The organism is Rheinheimera sediminis, from assembly GCF_004005375.1.
GTDB lineage: Bacteria > Pseudomonadota > Gammaproteobacteria > Enterobacterales > Alteromonadaceae > Pararheinheimera.
The window spans coordinates 1-17,777 of record NZ_RZUF01000028.1 but is presented as its reverse complement, the minus strand read 5'-3'; the positions used below and the strand labels follow the sequence as shown (position 1 = coordinate 17,777).

Here is a 17,777-nt window from a genome sequence, read left to right as displayed (position 1 = left end):
CCGCTTGTACCCCAACGGTACAGGTAGCTTTGCCAAATGAGCCAATCAATATCAATTTGAATGTCAAAATTCAGCATGAAATTTTAATTAAAGTGGATAAAGAGCTGGATGAATTAATCAGTGATTCCAGTGGTTTATTTTAGAGGAGGCCAAAATGAAAACTGTACACAAGTTACTGCTATCAGGTGTGTTTGCCATCAGTTTGCCTTTGTTGGCTATGGATTTACAACAAGCCATGTCAGCTTTAGGCCCTGCTAAAACTCAGGGGTTGGTTGGCGAACAACCTAATGGCTATTTAGGTGTAGTTAGCGCTTCGGCTCAGGCGAAACAAATTGCTGAACTGATTAATCAGGCCCGTAAAGCTGAGTATCAAAAACTGGCAGCTAAAAATGGCATTCAATTGTCTGATGTTGAAGCTATTGCCGGCAAAAAAGCTATTGAAAAAACTGAAGCTGGCCAGTTTATCCAACTAAACGGCCAGTGGCAGAAAAAATAAAAATGGGGTCCTATCACATTAGAAAATGTGATCGGACCCCATTTTAATCTGACCCAAATTTAATCTTTAGCGTATCGGGGTTGCGGCATCATGGCCCACTACTGTGTGCCATGGCAGGATACGGTAGCTGCTGACCAAGCCATTGATAACATAAGGATCGGATTCAGCAAAAGCTTTCACTAACGCCGGATCTGCGACCTTAAACAGCAGCATAGCGCTTTCGATAGGCTCACCTAGAGCACCACCCAATATCAACTCACCCCGCTCTGCGGCCCACCAGGCCAGTTGCAAATGTTCGGCCCGAAACAATACCCGCTTTTCCAGATAATCTGCTGATGTTTGATACTGCAATAAATAATGCATTTTTGCTCCTTGTTAGCTAAATGTCCGCTGTCCGGCTGATGTTTGCGGACACTTTTTCTGTCCGCGGACAGTTTTTATATTTTCGAATTAGCCCAGTGTTTCTTTATAAAACAAGGGTTTATCTTTATTTTTCGCCTTGGCACAGTCCCTGCTATCTCTGGTTAATCAGAATGCGGAGAACAGTGATGATCCAGGGTACAGAAAATCAGGATATTCCAATCCAACCAAGTAAAACCAGGCAGTGGCGTCGCCCTGTGCTGGCCACTTTGTTTATGGCGGTTGTTTGTTATATCAGTTATAGCCTGCTTGCTGCCAGCTCAGCTCAGGCTTCTTTGGTATTACCTAAAGATCAGGTGCAACTGGCTATAGTGGAGCGCGGCAGTTTTACCCGCGATTTATCGGTGCAGGGCAGAGTGGTTGCGGCCAATGCACCTACTTTATTTAGTCAGGAAGCAGGCCAGGTGCAGTATCTGAAACAACCCGGAGAAGCAGTGCAATTAGGTGATTTACTGGCTGTGGTGTCCAGCCCGGCTCTGGATAACGAGCTGGAGCAACAACGCGCTTTGCTGGCCAGTATGGAATCCGACTTTGAGCGTTCGACTTTATTGGCCCGCGAACTGCAATTGGATATGGAGCAGGTGCAAAACACAGCTCAGGTCAACTTAATAGCAGCCAAACGTGAACTGGCTCGTGCCGAGCAATCCATTAAAGTGGGGGTGATTCGTCAGTTGGATTACGACGTTGCCAAAGACAAGTTATTGCAAGCTGAACTGGAATTTGATCACGCCAAACGTAAAGTGGCTTTAGCTTCAGATAAGCTGAATTTTGAAAAAAAGTCTGGTCAGTCCGCCTTAGCTCGTCAGGCTCTGGTGGTGGCTGAACTGGATCGCAAACTGGCGGCATTGCAAATTAAAGCTCCTGTCACAGGGCAGGTCGGTAACTGGCTGGCAGAGCAGCAAAGTCATGTATTAGCTGGCACAGGTTTGTTAACAGTGATCGATTTAAGTCGTTACGAAGCTGAGCTTTCAGTGCAGGAAAGTTATATCCGTGATTTAGCTGTTGGCATGCTGGTTGAAGTAAATTTAGGCAATCTGCAACTCAAAGGTGAATTGAGCCATATAGCGCCAGAAGTGAAAGACAACTTAGTCACAGCACGAGTGCGTTTTTCTCAAAACGACAGCACCAGCTTACGTCAGAACCAGCGTTTATCAGCCCGCGTTATTATTGAACAAAAAGACAATGTGCTGCGCATCAAGCGTGGCGACTTTGTCGGCTCTGGTGCCAGCCGTATTGCTTATCAGGTGACGAACAATCTGGCGGTAAAAACCTCAGTGGTTTTAGGGGCATCGTCTGTGCAGTACGTCGAAATTTTACAAGGTGCCAAAGAGGGAGACCAATGGGTCATCTCTAATCTGGATGAATTTAAACAACAAGACAGAGTTCAGTTGAACTAAGGCTTTCACAGGACTAAGGCTTTCACAGGACTAAGGCTTTCACAGGAATCTGGGGCTTACGCCCTAAAGGAGTAAACCATGATTAAAATTAATAACTTAAGCAAAATTTTTCGCACTGATTTAATTGAAACTCATGCCCTGCGTCAGATTAATCTGCAGGTAAATGAAGGCGAATTTGCTGCTTTAACAGGCCCTTCAGGTTCTGGTAAATCCACCTTGTTAAACGTGCTGGGTACCTTGGAAAGTTTTGACGAAGGCGATTATTTATTGGATGGCCGTTCTGTTAAAGGTTTATCGGACCGGGAATTATCAGCTCTTAGAAACGAAAAAATAGGCTTTATTTTTCAAGGCTTTAACCTGATTAAAGATTTCAGTTTGTTTGATAATATCGAGCTGCCGCTACGCTATCGCGGTTTTAGTTCGGCTGAGCGTAAGCGTCGTGTTGAACACGCATTAGAAACCGTAGGTTTAGCGGCGCGCCGTGATTATCACCCAAGTCAGCTTTCTGGTGGTCAGCAGCAACGTGTGGCTATAGCCCGCGCTATTGCGGGTGAGCCGCGTATTCTGCTAGCGGATGAACCTACAGGTAACCTGGATTCGTTAATGGCTCGTCAGGTGATGGAATTGCTGGAGAAAATCAATCAACAGGGTTGCACCATTTTAATGGTCACACACGACCCGGATCAGGCCCGTCGTGCCAACCGGCATATTCAGATTGTTGATGGTCAGTTGAATGACGCCACTTTATATGAACCTCTGATTGCAGCGGGAGCTTAAGATGGAAGCCATTATTCATAACCTGAAGCTCAGTTGGTTCAGCATTAAAAGAGCCCCTTTACCTTATGCCTTAACTTTGCTGATTTTAAGTTTAGGGTTAGGCACTTTTTTCAGTAACGCTACTTTGTATTACTGGATGAACCGAGACCCAATACCGGAAAAAAGTCAGACACTTTTTATGGCGCGCATTAACTCTTTGCCGGGGGATTGCACCGACTGTCTTGAGCCGTCACGTGTGATGAGTTATATGGATATGCAGAAAATGAGTGGTAGCGGCATTACCTCTGCTGAAGCTGCGATGTTCTCCAGTGATGCCTATGCCAAAACTTTGGAAAACCAGCAGGCAACGCCGGCAAAAGTCGCTTTGCGTATTACCCAACGTGACTTTTTTGCCTTGTTTAATGTGCCCTTTTTATATGGCGAAGCCTGGCCTGACAATAAAGCCAGAATGGAAGTGGTGATCAGTAAAAATACCGCAGTTAAATTTTTTGGCCGTATTGATGTGGTAGGGCAAGACATGCTGTTGGATGATCAGTTATTCAAAGTGATAGGGGTTTTGGATGACTGGAGTATGTTGCCACGTTTATATGACGTCAATGGTCGCCGCTCTGCAGAACCGACAGAAGATATTTATATGCCACTGGAAACCGCCTATGACTTAGCTATTCAGTCCAACACTCAGAATTCATTCACCGATGTTGACTGGGATGGCAATATAGCTACATATCCACACATGGCCAGAACCAATTTTGCCAACATGCTGCAGTTTTGGGTGCAATTGGATGGCCCGGAAAAAATACAGCAATATCAACAATTTTTAAAAAACATGGTGGCAGATGAAAAGGCTGCAGGCCGGCACCCAAGACCAGAAGGAAATAGGCTGGACAATATTCTGGATGTACAAAAAGCTATGCGTGCTACTAATGATCAACTGGACGCCTTTGCTTTAGTGGCCTCATTATTCCTGCTGGTTTGTGTAGTCAATGCCAGTCATCTATCACTAAACCGTTACATGGCGAATCAGTATGAATTCAGTCTGCGTCGCGCTCTGGGCGCCAGTCGCTGGCAGCTACAAGGCCAGATCCTGGCTGATGTGTTTGTCAGTTCAGCCTTAGCTTTTGTTGCTGCTCTGCTATTTGCTCGGTTAGGTCTTTGGACTATCAACGCTTTATTACCAGGTACGCGGGCATTAGCCAGCTGGGATTGGCAAATGTTGGCGGTGATGGCTGTGTTTGTTTCGCTGGTCAGCTATCTGGTGACCTTGTACCCAGCTTTAAAAACCTCATTCAGCCCGCTGAATCAGCAGTTAAAACAATAAGGAGTCTATTATGTCAGTTCATTTAATTTTCAAATCCTTATTGCGTCGTAAAGTGGTGACAGCTTTGTTGCTGTTGCAGCTGGCCGTGACTTTAGGCTTAGTGGTGAACTCTTTATTGCTAGCCGGCGCCGCCAGACAATTGGTAGAGCAACCTACAGGGTTGGAATTAGAGCAGTTGTTAACCCTTTGGGTGAAGCCTACCAGTGCTGCTATGCGTCTTGAGCCTGCACTTTCCGAAGTTATCAACAGGCAATTGGCTGCTGTAAGGCAAATGCCCGGGGTTGACTCCGTAGCCTATGCCAATCAGATCCCATTGCGCCAGGGCGGTTCAAACTGGAATATTTTTGAACAGGATCGTCAGGATGAGACCAATATAGAGTCCGTACCTTATTACAACAGTTCAGAGTCGATTTTTCAGGTATTGGGCATAGAGCTTATTACAGGACGTCTGCTGACGGAGCTGGACAGAGGCACTACAAACATAGTCATGACTGAGAAATTGTCGAGGCAGTTGTTCGCAGAACAAAATCCTATAGGTAAGGTAACCAATAATGGAGTCGTAGTGGGTGTGGTGTCTGACTTTTTCTCTCAGCGTTATGCAAGTGATGCTTTTTATGGTCAGATTTTGATGGCTCCACTTCACAGAGCAGAGCAAGGTTATCATCTGATCGTCCGTGTCGCTCAGGGGCAGTCAGATACAGTGCGCAAGCAATTAACAGAAGTGATCAGAAATGCTGAACCCCAAATGGATATTGGTACTGTGCTGCGGATGGATGAAAATCGGGACGAAGTATTTCGTTCTGAAATAGGTTTAGCCACCTTATTAGCCGTATTAAGTGGTTTGATGCTGCTGGTGGCCATGATTTCCGCTTATAGCCATGCGCATTTCCACGCCTTGCAAATGCAAAAAGAGGTGGGGATTAAACGCGCTTTGGGCGCCAGTAAAGCCCGCGTTTTGCTGGATGTATTAAGTGAAAGCTGGTTAACCACAGCTATAGGTGCAGGCTTTGGTATTCTGGTCTGTTACGGCTTAAATATCAGTCTGGCTAAGGTGATTAGTATCCCAGCAGTGCCTGTCTGGTTGCCGCTGCTGACTATGGTTTTATTGCTGCTTTGTGTCACGCTGGCCACATGGTATCCTGCCAGAATAGCAACCAGAATTTCGCCAGCGACAGCAACTAAGACTTTGTAAGTACTATAAAATAATGAAAAAACTACTGGTCATCGATGATAACGAGGCGGTCTGTACCGCCCTGATGACCCTGTTTCAGTTGCAGGGCTATCAGGTGTTTGTTGCACAGCAGCCTCATCTCGCCAAGAGCATTTTGCAGCAGCAATCTATCGATTTGATTTTGCAGGATATGAACTTTGCGCAGGGCGAAATGAGTGGTGCCCAGGGCAGAGAGCTGTTTTATCAGCTGCGCTCTGAGCATCCAGCTATTCCGGTGGTGCTGCTCACAGCCTGGACTCATTTGGATATGGTGGTGGAGCTGGTCAAAGCCGGTGCCACCGACTATATAGCCAAACCCTGGGATGATCAGCGTTTGCTGACCACTGTGGCTAATGCGCTGAAAATCAAACAACTGACAGAGCAAAACTTAAAAGCCGAGCGCAAGCAGCAGGAAAGATTAGGCCTTTTTGCCGGTAAAGACTTATGTGGTCTGGTGTTTGCCAGTACCGCCATGGAGCAACTGCTACAAATGGCATTGCAACTGGCGCCGAGCAATGCTGCAGTATTGATCACAGGTGAAAATGGTGCCGGCAAAGAGGGCATAGCTCAGGTGCTGCATGCCAATTCCTGCCGTAAACAGCAGCCTTTGATTAAAGTGAATATGGGCGCTTTGCCTGCCGATTTAATGGAAGCCGAGTTGTTTGGCGCTGAAGCTGGTGCCTACAGCGGCGCCACTAAAACCCGGATAGGCCGTTTTGAAGCTGCAGATGGCGGCACTTTATTTCTGGATGAAATAGGTAATTTGTCGTTATCAGGCCAGATGAAATTACTGCGGGTGCTCCAAACCGGAGAATTCGAACGTTTAGGCTCAAGCCAAACCCGCAAAGTGGATGTGCGTATTATCAGCGCCACCAATGCAGATTTAACTAAAGCCATAAGCCTTGGCCAGTTCCGGCAGGACTTGTATTACCGTATCAATGTAGTGCAGCTGCATTTACCATCACTGAAAGACCGAGTGGATGACATAGTGCCTTTGGCACGGCATTTTTTAGCAGGGCAAAAAAGCTTAACGAAAAAAGCTGAGCAAGCGCTGCAAAGTTACTCCTGGCCTGGCAACGTGCGTGAGCTGCAAAATTTATGTCAGCGCGCTTTATTACTGACCTTGGCCGATGAAATTGACGCTGATGATCTGGCTTTACCACAAGAGCAACTCACAGCAAAAAAAGCTTTGGATGATTTGGATAAACAGCAAATTGAACAAGCGCTGCAGCAGGCTCAGGGCGTGGTTGCGCGTGCAGCTAAACAATTAGGCATCAGTCGTCAGGCTTTGTATCGAAGAATGGAGTTTTATGGCATTGAACCTGCGTAACAGCTTATGCAACTGAGCAGACGTTTATATCTGCTGGTGCTGGCTTTGCTAATACCAGCTTTTTTGCTGTTGCGGTATTTGGACGCGCAGCCGCTTTGGTACGGGCTTTTTGTCGGTTTTGATCTGCTGGTGGTACTGGTGCTGCACTTTGCGCTAAAACCTTTGCTGCAGGAAATTGAAGCACTGAATTTACACGCGCAAAATTTGCAGGATGGCAGTTTTAATGTCGATGCCAATCGCCAGCTATTACGTGAACTCACACCTTTAGCTGAAGTATTGCAGCAAATGTCAGCGCAACTCCGGCAGGAACGCGCCACTTTGTATCAGCGTGAATTGCTGCTTGATACTGTGCTGCAATCCAGCCCCAGCGCTTTGGTATTAACAGACCAAACAGGCCGGGTGCTGATGACTAACCCGGCAGCTCGTGTCTTGTTGCATCAGGGCCATAAGTTCGAAGGCTTGCTGTTTTCAGACATAACTTCAGCATTACCTGAACTGGCGTTGGCGATTCAACATGGCCAACAAGGTTTATTGCATTTGGGTGAACCAGTGTCGATTTGGCATTTGTCGGTCAGTAGTTTTTCGCTGAATCAAAAACCACATCAGCTGCATTTATTAAAACCTATGACCCGCGAAATTCACCGCGAAGAAGTCAAAGCCTGGAAAAAGCTGCTGAGGGTGATAGGGCATGAACTGAACAACACCTTGGCACCTTTGTCCTCTCTGGCATACTCTGGCCAATTAGTGGCGACAGAACTGCAGCATCCGCAGCTACAACAAATATTCCAGACCATCAGTGAGCGCCAGCAGCATTTAAACCAGTTTTTGCAATCCTATATTCAATTTGCCAAATTGCCGAAACCTGTTTTAGCACCAGTGCAATGGGCACGGCTGATTAATCAGCTGCAGGATCAGTATGAGTTTGAATTAGAGGGCGATTTGCCGCGTCGTGTCTGGCAGGCCGATTCGCTGCAGTTATCACAGCTGCTACTAAACCTGTTAAAAAACGCCCATGAATCAGGCTCAAACCCAGAACAGATTCAACTAAGTTTTACCGAAATGCCAGAGCAATTACTAATCCGTATTCAGGATGCCGGCGGTGGAATGACTAGCGAAGCTCTAGCTCATGCTATGGTGCCTTTTTACACCAGTAAAGAAAATGGTTCAGGCATAGGTTTAACTTTATGTCGCGATATAGCTGAAGCCCATAGCGGTAGTTTAAACCTGCAAAATCAGGGCGCAGGGTTATTGGTAGTGCTTACATTACCAGTTGCAGCTACTGGTAATTCAACTGCTGAACAGGCATGATAAAGCCCGAACTAAAACAGGGTGTTATGGCTGTGTCGGCTACTGAAAAACCAAAAAAACTAAACTTAAAAACTGTGGCCTCCTACTTAGGGGTGTCGGTCGCTACTGTCTCCAATGCCTACAACAGACCAGACCAACTCTCCCCAGAATTACGCCAACGTATATTGCAGCAATGTACTGAATTGGGTTACGACGGCCCTAATGCTGCAGCCCGTAGTTTGCGTACTGGCCGTTCTGGCATAGTGGCTGTGTTATTGTCGGACACTCTGGAATATTCAGTCAGCGATCCTGTGGCGAATCAATTTATTAAAGGGGTAGCTGAAGTGTTGCAGGAACATGGCATGGATATGCTGTTGTTATCAGGCCGGCATAACACCAGCAGCAGCAGTGCTGAAGCTGTGCCCGACGGCTTTATTTTGTATGGCGCGCCCAGTAACCCTGAGCAGCTGCAACGTATTATTAAAAGCGGCAAGCCTTTAATTACTGTGGACTGTAATTTGGATAATGCAATGTCGGTTAACGTAGATAACTATGCCGCAGCCCATCGTATTGCTGAACATGCCTTTAATAAAATGCAGGGCAAAGTGGCTGTGCTGGGGCTGCGCTTAATTGAATCAGACCGAGTGTGCCGTATTCAGCCACATGAGTTATATAGCACTGAACAAGCAATATCCCGCCGTCGTTTAGATGGTTACCTGGCAGCTGCGATAGAACAAGGCCGTGATTTACCCGCCGATGCGGTCTGGCATATTCCGGTTAATACTCACCCTTTTGCCTTAGTGGCCGCCCGTGAGGCTTTAACTCAGTACCCCAGACCCAGCGTGCTGCTTTGCATGAGCGATCGTATTGCTTTGGCTGCCATGGCTGTAGCCCGTGAGCTGGACATCAGCATACCTGATGATCTAGTAGTGGCAGGTTTTGACGGTATTGAGGAAGCTGAACGTGCTTACCCCAGCCTGACCACTATTGCTCAGCATAGCGACGAAAAAGGTCGTACTGCAGCCCGTATCTTATTATCGGGTGATTTAGGCGCTGATCTGCTGATGCCTTCCGAATTAATAATTCGGCAAAGTTGTTAGACTAGTCTGGTCGCTTGTTTTTAACCCAACAGGCTAAGTTTATGAAAGTTTTGCTGATTTTTTTGTCCTTGCTGCTAGTGCCGCAATATGCGTTTGCCGAATCACTCAAATTAATGAGCTACAACATTCGTTGTGGTCTCTGTGAGGCTGAAGGTACGCCGCAGTACTGGCCAGAGCGTAAGTTCTTGCTGGCACATTTAATTCAAACTCAGCAGCCAGATTTAATTGGCTTGCAGGAAGCCGAATTGTTTCAGGTGCATGATTTAGTAGCTATGTTGCCGCAGTATCAATGGTTTGGTGAAGGCAGGGACGATGGTAAAACCAAAGGCGAAAGCACTGCGGTTTTGTATCGCAAAGACAAGCTGCAGCTGCTTTCGGCCAAAACTTTATGGCTGTCAGAAACTCCGGAAAAAGTATCCAAAGGCTGGGATGCAAGCCTGAACCGCACTTTTACCAAAACTCAGTTTAAAGCGCTGAAATCCGGCCAAAGCTTTTACTTTTTTAATACCCATTTTGACCATATGGGCCAGCAAGCTCAGTTACAAAGTGCTTTGTTGCTAAAAGCTGAAGTGGAAGCTTTACCTGAAAATGGTAAAGTGCTGCTGACTGGCGATTTTAATGTCGATCCCAGCAGCGAGCCCTACAAGGCGCTGAGTAAAAGCTTAAACGACAGTGCTTTAGTGGCGAAAGATAAGCTTTCGCAAAATGCTGGTACTTTTAACGGTTTTGGCCGCGAAGCCACTAGCCTAAGCCAAACTATAGATTTTATTTTTGTAAGTAAAAACCTGCAGGTCACCAGTTATCAGGTGGATAACAGAAGATACAACGGCTTGTATCCTTCTGATCATGAAGCAGTAGTAGCGGTGATCGCGCTTAAGTAAACCTAAACAAGGATGTTGTAATGAAAACCTCAGTAGTATCTTTATTTTTAAGCCTTGCCTTCAGTGGTGCTGTTGTAGCTAAAACGCCTTTGGCTCAAGCTTCGCTGACAGAGCCCAAAGGTCAGTTTGAACTCTTCAGCACTGCAGCCAGTCTGCAAAAAAGCCGAAGCTGTTTTAGTGGCCCCTATCAAAGTTATGACAGCTTTATGGCTATGCGGATAAAAATGGGCAAAAATCAGCCAAAGTTTTCCGAAGCTACACTCAGAGCTGAACTACCAAAGGCAAAGTTTGAGCTTTTCCAGCAGACGCTGGATTGTCAGGACTTTGTGTATAGAGTAGGGGACTTACCTGTTCGTGGTTTTATGATTAAACCTAAACAGATCAGCGGTAAAGCTCCAGTGGTTATTTATAACAGGGGCGGTAATGGCGATTATGGCAAACTGACCTTTAGTTTTGTTATGAATAATCTGATGCCAGTGGCTGAGCAAGGTTTTGTTATCCTGGCCAGCAATTACAGAGGCCAGCACAACTGGAACCAAAACAGTGGTGTAAAAGCCGGGTTTGATGAGTTTGGTGGTGCCGACTTAGAGGATGTAAAAGCCTTATTGCCCATAGCTCAGGGCATGAAACAGGCGGATGCTAATCGTCTGGGCATGTGGGGCCACAGCAGAGGCGCTATGATGACCTATATGCTGGCCAAATCTATGCCTGAACTGAAAACCATAGTAGTAGGCGCTGGCCCGACAGATTTAGCCAAAGAACTGGAAATTCGCCCTGAGATGGAGAATGTATTTAAAGGCAGGATCCCCAACTACAACATCAATAAAACTGTAGCTTTAAAAGAGCGTTCAGTGCTGTTCTGGCCCGAGCAGTTACCCGCCGACTTACCTATTTTGATCCAGCACGGTGATAAAGATAAACATGTACCTGTGACCAGCTCTGAACAATTATCAATGAAACTCAAAGCATTACAGCATCCACATAAACTGCTGATTTACCCTGGCGCTGATCATGGTTTCAGACCTGTGCAGGCAAAAGCGCAGCAAGATAGGATTAACTGGTTAAAGCTGTATCTAGGCTAAGCTGTTTTAGTCCATCGGTAGAATAAGGTTTAAAGGGGCATGATGTGTAAAGCTAGGTTATTGATCATATTGCGGTTTTTGCTCTTTAACGCCTTTACTGCAAAGGCGGGCATAGTGCTGTTTCGTTCGTATAACTGGTTTTGATTATAGCTCTGGCTTAATACACAGTGTTATTTGTTCTAACTGTCTTACGCATGTAGCTGCGGAATCATCAATATTAAAGAAGTAATTACGGGATCTAAGCATGTCTTTGTAGTCGGTGTTAAGTCTGTAAAAATTGGAAAACCAAATAAAGACCACATGAAAAGTGTGGTCGCCGAGTTCGAACTAATAGAATCTCTAAAGGGAAACTCAGAAGAAATTAAAAAACTTTATAGCAGGTTTGGTCGCGGAGACTGCGGAATACCTTTAAATGTAGGTTGGCAATATATTGTTTACACTAACGACGGTGTGATTTCCGTTTGTTCTGGCAGTCGTCCTTATCCTGGAAAAGAAAACGATGACGGATACACTGAGGCAGTTCGTGCCTATATCAAAAATGGTACTGATTTTAATACGGAAGACTTTTTCTTTATTGTGCCGTCAGATATCGAATGTGAAAACTAAATCTATAACAATGCATCGCACCTGATTCATTGTAAGATGAGATATTTGCAATATCGCTGCACGCAGTTTATCGCAACGAGCTACTTACAATCCGCAGGTGAGTACAACCTGTAGTAGGAGAAAACATTGAGTTATCTTTTGATCGTTGAGACCAATATTGCAGAACCATCATGGGTCAATGAATATCTTCGGAAAGTTACACCGCTGGTCAATTCTTTTGGTGGGAAATATTTAACCAGAACGTCAGCCATTGAGTTACTGGAAGGTACTGAAAAACCGCAATTCAGCGTGGTGGCACAATTTCCAACTAAAGAAGATGCTTTAGGTTTTTACAATTCAGAGGAATATAGGCCGTTCAAGCAAGCGAGGCAGTCTGGATCAGTGAGTAAATTTTTATTGGTGCCGGTTGAAAATGCTACTGCATAACAAAGGCCATCAAAACGCTAGGCCGCTCTACTTACTGCAAGTTACTCTGCTGGCTTGCGGGCGTTAAGGGTGAAAGTATGGAAATCAGATTTTTATCAACAGATGATGCAGCCTTAATTTCTGACTTTTACCTCAGGAATGAAGAACACTTGCGCAGATGGGAGCCTCGTAGAGAAGAAGGGTATCATTCAATTGATGCGTGGACACTGCGATTACACGAGCGTGAAAAAGAACTGGTTGAAGGCAAATCAGCGCATTTTATTTACTTTAACCCGCAAGAAGGAGACATAGTAGCCATATGTTCTCTAACCAACATTGTTCGAGGCCCCTTTATGGGGTGTAACATGGGGTATGCTGTTTCAAAGACGTATCAAGGCAGGGGGCTGATGAAAAAATTATGTGTTCATGTAATAGGTTATGCTTTTTCAGAGCTTCATTTAAATAGAGTTATGGCTAATTATATGCCTTCCAACCAAAGGTCAGAAGCATTACTTGGGCATTTGGGTTTTGTTAAGGAAGGGCTTGCAAGAAGATTTTTAAAAATTAATGGGAATTGGGAAGACCATGTTCTCACATCATTGGTTAACCCAAACAAGACCTAACAACTGCGCCAGCGGCGCTCTATGTCTAAAAGGCTTGCTCGTACAGGTGTGTGAGTTAGCAAATCTGTTAAATTTCAACGTAATTGCTAAAGAGAATCTTAAAATGGCACAAAATCAATCCTCTGAAGTTTTTCGTAAGTACTTTATTTACGGTGTTTTGTTTGGCATTTCGCTGACATTGATTGCTTGGTTTTCTTTCAAGTTTTTCCAGTAATACATGCAGTGGAACTCCTGTTTTTGGCGAAGGATAAGACATAATTGCAGCAATGCAACTGTAAGACCATGTTGCTGTATCTGGCAGTGCAGACATTGATATGAGCATTTCAATCGTCTCGGCCCCAAGCTACTTTGCAGCATTCCCTACTACAGCTATTCAGGGTATTGAATGGGTGCATGGCATGAAGAGAAAACAATACAGAACCCATAGTGTGTTATTCAGAGCATCTAATCTCTGCGATGTACACAAGAACTCGTCGCTTCAGCCGTCGGGTTTAGCTATGAACAGGAGGCAACAGTGAATGTTACTGATATAAAAGCTTTTGTACCTAGTAAAGACTATGAGGTTTCACAGTCATTCTATGCAGAAATCGGGTTTGAAGCAGAGTACGTTTCTGAGGATTTAACATTATTTAAAAACGGAGACTGTCTGTTCTTTTTGCAGCGTTTTTTTAACCATGAATTCGCCACTAATTTTATGCTGCAGGTGTGCGTGTCGAATATAGATATTGCTTACAGTCTTTGCTCACAATCAAAGTACAAAACAAAAATAACACCAATTCAGCAGGAGTCTTGGGGCAAAGTGTTTTACTTGTGGGGGCCAGTTGGTGAGCTTTTGCATATTACAGAGTTAGGCTGCTAACAGCTATGTTTTTGCTATTGAGCGTTATAGCAAAGTTGTTGAAATATCAGTGATGCTGTTACTCAGCATAGGTCTTGCTGCTGTTTTCTGGAGGGGGGCTTCGTGGGATCCTATTGTGCTATCGGATGCGGGGCGAGTAAGCTCAACAAACAACTATAACAGCAGGCAAAACCAGGGTTCATCTCAAACCACAGCTATGCTTTGCAGGTTAAATGATCGTCTTTTAGTTTTGGAGGAAGCATGAATCAAAGTCTTAAATGTTTATCTGTATTAATTGTTGCTACTGTCGTAGCGGCCTGCTCTGGCAAAGCTAAGGAGCAAGTCAATTTACAGGCACTACAGGATAACATTGAAAATTTATCTACTTTGGCTGCACTTTGTCTGGAGCAAAAAGCAAGAGGATCAGAGCCATGCCTTAGTTTCGTCCGGCAGTACGAAGCTGATGGTGCTGACCAGATAAAGCGAGTCAGCGATCACTTACCTGAGTTTTTGGAAAAAGACCTGGACGCAGCGCTTGTAACTACGGAACAAGTTTTAGTGATTACTAACGCGGTGTTATTTATGGCCGAATAGCAAAAAAGCTTTGGTCTCAGGTCTTGCACCTTGCCCCAAAAGACTTTATTGCTTTAGTTTCAATGAGTTTAATGAACGTAAAAACAGAAAAGAACAGAGAAAATAGCCAATCAATCTGGCTTCCATTTAACGGTGCAAGATCCAAGACCTAGCCTTTATAGATTGGTAGCAACAGTTTAGGCACTGAGTAAAGCCCAAGGTTGTACCTCCATATAAATGTGAGATAACAAACTGAATTAAAAGGAAAAATAAGTGATGGAGCGTATTTGTCTGTTCGTTATTTTGCTGCTTTGCGCACTCACTATGAGTAGCAAGAGTTATAGCCAGGATCAATTTCCTGCCCTTAAAGGCCCTTATCTGGGGCAAACACCACCAGGTTTAACTGCCATGCCTTTTGCCCCCGGCATTGTGAATACAGCAGAATGGGGCGACGCTGGTGGTTTCTCTGCTGATATGAACGAGTTTTTTGTCAGCAGATGGAAACATTCTCGTGATGCCAAAGCACCTGAATCTGTCATTTTTCGAAGGGCGGGCGAGCAGTGGCAGAAGATAGCGCTGCCGGCTGGAGAAAGCAGACCCTTTTACGCCCCAGACGGTAAAACCCTGCATTATGGTGCCAGGTATAAGCAGCGCACAGCTGATGGTTGGTCAGAGCTGAAAAGCCTTGGTCCTGCTTTTGAAGCACTACAGATTATGAGTCTTGCTGCCTCAGCTAAAGGTACTTTAGTTCTGGACGAAAGAGGCAGCTCAGCTGGTGATGGAATTCTGCGGTACTCAAAGCTGGTGAGTGGCAAATGGCAAGATCCGAAGCCGCTGCCGAAGCAGGTTAATACCGGCATATGGAATGGTCATCCATACATAGCCCCTGATGAGAGCTACCTGATATGGGACGGTGAAAGAGCGGGTGGCTTTGGCGAGGCTGACCTCTATATCAGTTTCCGCCAGAAAGATGGCTCTTGGGGGGAGGCTATTAATCTGGGAGACAAGATAAATACAGCAGCTGAAGAGAGAGGCGCACAGGTCACACCTGACGGTAAATTTATCTTCTTCAATAGAATGGCGCCCCATACAAACGGCAAGCCAGGCTTTCAATCAGATTTATACTGGATTGATGCGCAGATCATCGAAGAGCTGAAGCTCAAAGCATCATCTTTCTAACAATCGCAGAAAGTGCGACGCCAAAAAGGCTTTGGGGTCGGGTATTGCACCTAGCCCTAAATGCTTTGCAAATGGAGTTCCAATGAGTTTAACGAAAATAAAAGCCGAAAAAATCTGAGAGAATAGCGCTCTGATCTGTCCCTGATGGTGCGCAGGGTCAAAATTCTACACAAGCAATAGATATCTGCATGTGTCAGTTATTCGAGCTGTTTCTATAAATACTGACTGGTTTACGGTTTGCTAATCAACAGGTTGCCATCGCAAGTGAGGTCGCAGCGCAATTGATAGAGTTCACGTAGACGCCGCCGTAAATAGGTCTATATACGGCAGCGTTAGTTTGTTGTTTCGCTATTTCTGCGTAGCTCTATGCCCATCCTCGCTGTTGCGGAATCTGGTTTGCCCTAAAAGCTGACATTTGACGGAAACTTAGAGCTTTCTCCATAATCTCTTGACTCTCACGCTACGTTATACTGCAACCTGCCAATCGTTGAAGTTAAGAAGTGTGTAACGTGAACGAGATAAAATTCTATCAGATTAAAGAGTTAAGCAAGCTAGCCGATGTGAGTGTGCGAACGCTGCATCATTATGATGACATCGGTTTATTAAAAGCGAGGCGAAATCATCTCAATGGGTATCGTTACTACACCTTAGATGATGCTGTGCGTCTTCAGCAAATCGTTTTCTACCGAAAACTTGACCTTTCTCTGGAAGAAATAAAACGTATCACCACAGCCTCATGTTCCGTCATGGAAATGCTCAAGGGGCAGCATGCTCTTTTACTTCAACGCCAAAAAGAAACTCAATCAATTATTGAAAATTTGGAGATGGCAATGAGTACATTACGCGGTGAGCAAAATTTGGATGTTTTATTTGGTTCAATGCCGAAAGAAAAGGCAGAGCAATGGAAAAAAGAGTTGGTTAACACAGAAGGTGGGACTTCAATACTTCAGGCATTCGCAGGATTCTCTGAATCTGACATGAGAACGAAAGAAGCGATCTCAGATGATTGGTGTAGGCGTTATGTTGAAGTTCTGGCAAACCCGATTGAAGAAGAATCGGTGCAGCAATTAGTTGGCGAGGCTTACGTCATCTCAAACCAAGCAATTTCAGAGATTAATCCTGAATTTGCTAATAAATTTTTAGACAGTGAGGGCTACAGAGGTTTCACTGAATTAAGTAAAGCAAATAGTGTTTTTGAAGATATGTATGAACACTATGCCAAAGGTTTTGCTGAACATTTGTATAGAGCAACGCTCTATTTTTGTGATAACCAATTGAAAACTAATGCCCAATTTTGGTTGGCACAAATACGTTAGATGAACATATAGATCTGATATGCCGCTCGCATTGAACGCAGAGCGGCTGCATTTCTCGACACCATGCCTGTCATATTTCTTATGCTTTACAGTCTGAAAGCCTCAGGCAGGTCCTGCCTCTTGCACAAAAGTTAATACTGTATACCGCACTAGCCAATTTGGGAGGCTGACCCTAACTCCCAAATACTAAAGCTCACCCTGCAATAACTTAGTACGGATCTCCTCTAACTTTGTCCGGCGTGCATCATTGGTTTCCGGATAAGCTAAATCCAGCCCGGCCAGAGTTTCGTTAATAATGCTGGAAATGATTAAGCGGGCATTTTTCTTGTCGTCGGCCGGTATCACATACCAGGGCGCAACTTTGGTGCTGGTATTGCTTAAACACTCGGCATAGGCACTCATATAACTATCCCAGTGTTGGCGCTGTGCTGTATCGGCTTCGGAAAATTTCCAATTTTTTTTGGGGTTGTCGATACGGTCGAGAAAACGGCGGCATTGTTCTTCTTTCGACAGGTGCAAAAAGAACTTGATGACCTTGGTGCCGTTGCGCACCAGATGGGCCTCAGATGCAACGATAGAGCGGTAGCGATCACGCCAGAAGCTACCGGAGTTCAGGTTTTTATACGGCAGTTTTTGCGCCTCTAATAGCTGTGGTTGTACCTTTACTATCAGTACTTCTTCGTAATAGGAACGGTTGAAAATCCCTATTTGTCCGCGCTCGGGCAGAGCGCAGTGGCTGCGCCAGAGAAAATCGTGCTCCAGTTCGGTGGCACTTGGGTGTTTGAAACTATGTACCCGACAGCCTTGGGGGTTTACGCCCGACATCACATGGCGAATTGCGCCATCTTTACCTGCTGCGTCCATCGCCTGGAAGATAATCAGCAGAGAATAACGATTGTCGGCGTAAATGTCAACAACAGTCTAAAAGTGATCCACAGC

The 17,777-nt window shown here is 45.1% G+C and carries 20 protein-coding genes; 18 read left to right on the top strand and 2 right to left on the bottom strand.

Features of this window, described 5'->3' with window-relative positions; genetic code table 11:
• Nucleotides 1-29 precede the first annotated feature (29 nt).
• Nucleotides 30-143, top strand: coding sequence for a YnbE family lipoprotein (locus tag EMM73_RS17060; RefSeq protein WP_409994314.1), 114 nt, complete (start codon nt 30-32; stop codon nt 141-143).
• A gap of 11 nt (nt 144-154) precedes the next feature.
• The gene (locus EMM73_RS17055; RefSeq protein WP_127688014.1) at nt 155-496 is read left to right on the top strand and encodes a YdbL family probable chaperone protein; all 342 of its coding nucleotides are present in this window, start codon (nt 155-157) and stop codon (nt 494-496) included.
• 66 nt (nt 497-562) lie between these two features.
• Here EMM73_RS17055 and EMM73_RS17050 read toward each other — a convergent pair whose 3' ends face one another.
• Nucleotides 563-859: a YciI-like protein gene (locus EMM73_RS17050; RefSeq protein WP_127688013.1), complete on the bottom strand. Its 297-nt coding sequence runs from the start codon at nt 857-859 to the stop codon at nt 563-565.
• A 185-nt stretch (nt 860-1,044) separates the two neighbouring features.
• Here EMM73_RS17050 and EMM73_RS17045 point away from each other — a divergent pair, with 185 nt between their 5' ends.
• The 16 genes from EMM73_RS17045 to EMM73_RS16970 all read left to right on the top strand — a co-directional run bounded on the left by EMM73_RS17045 (nt 1,045) and on the right by EMM73_RS16970 (nt 16,838).
• Complete coding sequence (locus EMM73_RS17045; RefSeq protein WP_127688012.1) at nt 1,045-2,313, top strand: efflux RND transporter periplasmic adaptor subunit; 1,269 nt, start codon at nt 1,045-1,047, stop codon at nt 2,311-2,313.
• 78 nt (nt 2,314-2,391) lie between these two features.
• Entirely contained in the window at nt 2,392-3,090 is a 699-nt protein-coding gene (locus EMM73_RS17040) for an ABC transporter ATP-binding protein (RefSeq protein WP_127688011.1), read from the top strand.
• Nucleotide 3,091: 1 nt separating this feature from the next.
• Entirely contained in the window at nt 3,092-4,408 is a 1,317-nt protein-coding gene (locus EMM73_RS17035; RefSeq protein ID WP_127688010.1) for an ABC transporter permease, read from the top strand.
• Nucleotides 4,409-4,418: 10 nt separating this feature from the next.
• Nucleotides 4,419-5,600 carry an FtsX-like permease family protein gene (locus EMM73_RS17030; protein WP_127688009.1) on the top strand — a complete coding sequence of 394 codons (1,182 nt, stop codon included), beginning with the start codon at nt 4,419-4,421 and terminating at the stop codon, nt 5,598-5,600.
• Nucleotides 5,601-5,613: 13 nt separating this feature from the next.
• Nucleotides 5,614-6,948: a sigma-54-dependent transcriptional regulator gene (locus EMM73_RS17025; protein ID WP_127688008.1), complete on the top strand. Its 1,335-nt coding sequence runs from the start codon at nt 5,614-5,616 to the stop codon at nt 6,946-6,948.
• Between the two features lie 6 nt (nt 6,949-6,954).
• Nucleotides 6,955-8,256 carry a sensor histidine kinase gene (locus EMM73_RS17020; RefSeq protein WP_186435272.1) on the top strand — a complete coding sequence of 434 codons (1,302 nt, stop codon included), beginning with the start codon at nt 6,955-6,957 and terminating at the stop codon, nt 8,254-8,256.
• Nucleotides 8,253-9,335, top strand: a complete 1,083-nt coding sequence (locus tag EMM73_RS17015; RefSeq protein WP_127688007.1) for a LacI family DNA-binding transcriptional regulator — start codon at nt 8,253-8,255, stop codon at nt 9,333-9,335. Before EMM73_RS17020 ends, EMM73_RS17015 begins: the two co-directional genes overlap by 4 nt.
• A gap of 41 nt (nt 9,336-9,376) precedes the next feature.
• Nucleotides 9,377-10,216, top strand: a complete 840-nt coding sequence (locus EMM73_RS17010) for an endonuclease/exonuclease/phosphatase family protein (protein WP_127688006.1) — start codon at nt 9,377-9,379, stop codon at nt 10,214-10,216.
• A 20-nt stretch (nt 10,217-10,236) separates the two neighbouring features.
• Nucleotides 10,237-11,298 carry an alpha/beta hydrolase family protein gene (locus EMM73_RS17005; RefSeq protein ID WP_127688005.1) on the top strand — a complete coding sequence of 354 codons (1,062 nt, stop codon included), beginning with the start codon at nt 10,237-10,239 and terminating at the stop codon, nt 11,296-11,298.
• Between the two features lie 300 nt (nt 11,299-11,598).
• Nucleotides 11,599-11,904 (top strand): hypothetical protein, encoded by a 306-nt coding sequence (locus EMM73_RS17000; RefSeq protein ID WP_127688004.1) that lies wholly within the window; start codon nt 11,599-11,601, stop codon nt 11,902-11,904.
• Nucleotides 11,905-12,030: 126 nt separating this feature from the next.
• Nucleotides 12,031-12,330: a DUF1330 domain-containing protein gene (locus tag EMM73_RS16995; protein ID WP_127688003.1), complete on the top strand. Its 300-nt coding sequence runs from the start codon at nt 12,031-12,033 to the stop codon at nt 12,328-12,330.
• Between the two features lie 77 nt (nt 12,331-12,407).
• Nucleotides 12,408-12,932, top strand: coding sequence for a GNAT family N-acetyltransferase (locus tag EMM73_RS16990; RefSeq protein ID WP_127688002.1), 525 nt, complete (start codon nt 12,408-12,410; stop codon nt 12,930-12,932).
• A 514-nt stretch (nt 12,933-13,446) separates the two neighbouring features.
• Nucleotides 13,447-13,791 carry a VOC family protein gene (locus EMM73_RS16985; protein ID WP_127688001.1) on the top strand — a complete coding sequence of 115 codons (345 nt, stop codon included), beginning with the start codon at nt 13,447-13,449 and terminating at the stop codon, nt 13,789-13,791.
• 240 nt (nt 13,792-14,031) lie between these two features.
• Nucleotides 14,032-14,364: a hypothetical protein gene (locus EMM73_RS16980; RefSeq protein ID WP_127688000.1), complete on the top strand. Its 333-nt coding sequence runs from the start codon at nt 14,032-14,034 to the stop codon at nt 14,362-14,364.
• A gap of 255 nt (nt 14,365-14,619) precedes the next feature.
• A complete protein-coding gene (locus tag EMM73_RS16975; protein WP_127688027.1) occupies nt 14,620-15,522 on the top strand; it encodes a TolB-like translocation protein in 903 nt (300 codons plus the stop codon).
• Between the two features lie 509 nt (nt 15,523-16,031).
• Nucleotides 16,032-16,838 (top strand): MerR family transcriptional regulator, encoded by an 807-nt coding sequence (locus EMM73_RS16970; protein WP_186435271.1) that lies wholly within the window; start codon nt 16,032-16,034, stop codon nt 16,836-16,838.
• A gap of 186 nt (nt 16,839-17,024) precedes the next feature.
• Here EMM73_RS16970 and EMM73_RS16965 read toward each other — a convergent pair whose 3' ends face one another.
• The gene (locus EMM73_RS16965; protein WP_261373480.1) at nt 17,025-17,747 is read right to left on the bottom strand and encodes a PPK2 family polyphosphate kinase; all 723 of its coding nucleotides are present in this window, start codon (nt 17,745-17,747) and stop codon (nt 17,025-17,027) included.
• Nucleotides 17,748-17,777: the final 30 nt, after the last annotated feature.

What these genes read in the sequence shown, in the direction of transcription:
- EMM73_RS17055 (WP_127688014.1), top strand. Translation starts at nt 155, where the DNA reads ATGAAAACTGTACACAAGTTACTGCTATCAGGTGTGTTTGCCATCAGT.
- EMM73_RS17050 (WP_127688013.1), bottom strand. Translation starts at nt 859, where the DNA reads ATGCATTATTTATTGCAGTATCAAACATCAGCAGATTATCTGGAAAAG.
- EMM73_RS17045 (WP_127688012.1), top strand. Translation starts at nt 1,045, where the DNA reads ATGATCCAGGGTACAGAAAATCAGGATATTCCAATCCAACCAAGTAAA.
- EMM73_RS17040 (WP_127688011.1), top strand. Translation starts at nt 2,392, where the DNA reads ATGATTAAAATTAATAACTTAAGCAAAATTTTTCGCACTGATTTAATT.
- EMM73_RS17035 (WP_127688010.1), top strand. Translation starts at nt 3,092, where the DNA reads ATGGAAGCCATTATTCATAACCTGAAGCTCAGTTGGTTCAGCATTAAA.
- EMM73_RS17030 (WP_127688009.1), top strand. Translation starts at nt 4,419, where the DNA reads ATGTCAGTTCATTTAATTTTCAAATCCTTATTGCGTCGTAAAGTGGTG.
- EMM73_RS17025 (WP_127688008.1), top strand. Translation starts at nt 5,614, where the DNA reads ATGAAAAAACTACTGGTCATCGATGATAACGAGGCGGTCTGTACCGCC.
- EMM73_RS17020 (WP_186435272.1), top strand. Translation starts at nt 6,955, where the DNA reads ATGCAACTGAGCAGACGTTTATATCTGCTGGTGCTGGCTTTGCTAATA.
- EMM73_RS17015 (WP_127688007.1), top strand. Translation starts at nt 8,253, where the DNA reads ATGATAAAGCCCGAACTAAAACAGGGTGTTATGGCTGTGTCGGCTACT.
- EMM73_RS17010 (WP_127688006.1), top strand. Translation starts at nt 9,377, where the DNA reads ATGAAAGTTTTGCTGATTTTTTTGTCCTTGCTGCTAGTGCCGCAATAT.
- EMM73_RS17005 (WP_127688005.1), top strand. Translation starts at nt 10,237, where the DNA reads ATGAAAACCTCAGTAGTATCTTTATTTTTAAGCCTTGCCTTCAGTGGT.
- EMM73_RS17000 (WP_127688004.1), top strand. Translation starts at nt 11,599, where the DNA reads ATGAAAAGTGTGGTCGCCGAGTTCGAACTAATAGAATCTCTAAAGGGA.
- EMM73_RS16990 (WP_127688002.1), top strand. Translation starts at nt 12,408, where the DNA reads ATGGAAATCAGATTTTTATCAACAGATGATGCAGCCTTAATTTCTGAC.
- EMM73_RS16980 (WP_127688000.1), top strand. Translation starts at nt 14,032, where the DNA reads ATGAATCAAAGTCTTAAATGTTTATCTGTATTAATTGTTGCTACTGTC.
- EMM73_RS16975 (WP_127688027.1), top strand. Translation starts at nt 14,620, where the DNA reads ATGGAGCGTATTTGTCTGTTCGTTATTTTGCTGCTTTGCGCACTCACT.